We start from the raw sequence: 2,403 nt of genomic DNA on the forward strand, positions 1-2,403 counted from the left end.
CGCTGCGCGTAACCACCACACCCGCCGCGCTTAATGCGCCGCTACAGGGCGCGTCAGGTGGCACTTTTCGGGGAAATGTGCGCGGAACCCCTATTTGTTTATTTTTCTAAATACATTCAAATATGTATCCGCTCATGAGACAATAACCCTGATAAATGCTTCAATAATATTGAAAAAGGAAGAGTCCTGAGGCGGAAAGAACCAGCTGTGGAATGTGTGTCAGTTAGGGTGTGGAAAGTCCCCAGGCTCCCCAGCAGGCAGAAGTATGCAAAGCATGCATCTCAATTAGTCAGCAACCATAGTCCCGCCCCTAACTCCGCCCAGTTCCGCCCATTCTCCGCCCCATGGCTGACTAATTTTTTTTATTTATGCAGAGGCCGAGGCCGCCTCGGCCTCTGAGCTATTCCAGAAGTAGTGTGGAGGCTTTTTTGGAGGCCTAGGCTTTTGCAAAGATCGATCAAGAGACAGGATGAGGATCGTTTCGCATGATTGAACAAGATGGATTGCACGCAGGTTCTCCGGCCGCTTGGGTGGAGAGGCTATTCGGCTATGACTGGGCACAACAGACAATCGGCTGCTCTGATGCCGCCGTGTTCCGGCTGTCAGCGCAGGGGCGCCCGGTTCTTTTTGTCAAGACCGACCTGTCCGGTGCCCTGAATGAACTGCAAGACGAGGCAGCGCGGCTATCGTGGCTGGCCACGACGGGCGTTCCTTGCGCAGCTGTGCTCGACGTTGTCACTGAAGCGGGAAGGGACTGGCTGCTATTGGGCGAAGTGCCGGGGCAGGATCTCCTGTCATCTCACCTTGCTCCTGCCGAGAAAGTATCCATCATGGCTGATGCAATGCGGCGGCTGCATACGCTTGATCCGGCTACCTGCCCATTCGACCACCAAGCGAAACATCGCATCGAGCGAGCACGTACTCGGATGGAAGCCGGTCTTGTCGATCAGGATGATCTGGACGAAGAGCATCAGGGGCTCGCGCCAGCCGAACTGTTCGCCAGGCTCAAGGCGAGCATGCCCGACGGCGAGGATCTCGTCGTGACCCATGGCGATGCCTGCTTGCCGAATATCATGGTGGAAAATGGCCGCTTTTCTGGATTCATCGACTGTGGCCGGCTGGGTGTGGCGGACCGCTATCAGGACATAGCGTTGGCTACCCGTGATATTGCTGAAGAGCTTGGCGGCGAATGGGCTGACCGCTTCCTCGTGCTTTACGGTATCGCCGCTCCCGATTCGCAGCGCATCGCCTTCTATCGCCTTCTTGACGAGTTCTTCTGAGCGGGACTCTGGGGTTCGAAATGACCGACCAAGCGACGCCCAACCTGCCATCACGAGATTTCGATTCCACCGCCGCCTTCTATGAAAGGTTGGGCTTCGGAATCGTTTTCCGGGACGCCGGCTGGATGATCCTCCAGCGCGGGGATCTCATGCTGGAGTTCTTCGCCCACCCTAGGGGGAGGCTAACTGAAACACGGAAGGAGACAATACCGGAAGGAACCCGCGCTATGACGGCAATAAAAAGACAGAATAAAACGCACGGTGTTGGGTCGTTTGTTCATAAACGCGGGGTTCGGTCCCAGGGCTGGCACTCTGTCGATACCCCACCGAGACCCCATTGGGGCCAATACGCCCGCGTTTCTTCCTTTTCCCCACCCCACCCCCCAAGTTCGGGTGAAGGCCCAGGGCTCGCAGCCAACGTCGGGGCGGCAGGCCCTGCCATAGCCTCAGGTTACTCATATATACTTTAGATTGATTTAAAACTTCATTTTTAATTTAAAAGGATCTAGGTGAAGATCCTTTTTGATAATCTCATGACCAAAATCCCTTAACGTGAGTTTTCGTTCCACTGAGCGTCAGACCCCGTAGAAAAGATCAAAGGATCTTCTTGAGATCCTTTTTTTCTGCGCGTAATCTGCTGCTTGCAAACAAAAAAACCACCGCTACCAGCGGTGGTTTGTTTGCCGGATCAAGAGCTACCAACTCTTTTTCCGAAGGTAACTGGCTTCAGCAGAGCGCAGATACCAAATACTGTTCTTCTAGTGTAGCCGTAGTTAGGCCACCACTTCAAGAACTCTGTAGCACCGCCTACATACCTCGCTCTGCTAATCCTGTTACCAGTGGCTGCTGCCAGTGGCGATAAGTCGTGTCTTACCGGGTTGGACTCAAGACGATAGTTACCGGATAAGGCGCAGCGGTCGGGCTGAACGGGGGGTTCGTGCACACAGCCCAGCTTGGAGCGAACGACCTACACCGAACTGAGATACCTACAGCGTGAGCTATGAGAAAGCGCCACGCTTCCCGAAGGGAGAAAGGCGGACAGGTATCCGGTAAGCGGCAGGGTCGGAACAGGAGAGCGCACGAGGGAGCTTCCAGGGGGAAACGCCTGGTATCTTTATAGTCC

At 54.8% G+C, this 2,403-nt stretch carries 1 protein-coding gene; it reads left to right on the top strand.

The genetic code is table 11. The annotated features are described in order from the left end of the window. The first annotated feature begins 485 nt into the window (after window positions 1-485). Window positions 486-1,280 (top strand): APH(3')-II family aminoglycoside O-phosphotransferase, encoded by a 795-nt coding sequence (locus NKJ21_RS27265; protein ID WP_004614937.1) that lies wholly within the window; start codon window positions 486-488, stop codon window positions 1,278-1,280. Window positions 1,281-2,403: the final 1,123 nt, after the last annotated feature.

Source organism: Klebsiella sp. SWET4, from assembly GCF_024296565.1.
Taxonomy (GTDB): domain Bacteria; phylum Pseudomonadota; class Gammaproteobacteria; order Enterobacterales; family Enterobacteriaceae; genus Klebsiella; species Klebsiella variicola.

Coding starts and splice junctions, on each gene's coding strand:
- NKJ21_RS27265 (WP_004614937.1), top strand. CDS start 486: ATGATTGAACAAGATGGATTGCACGCAGGTTCTCCGGCCGCTTGGGTG.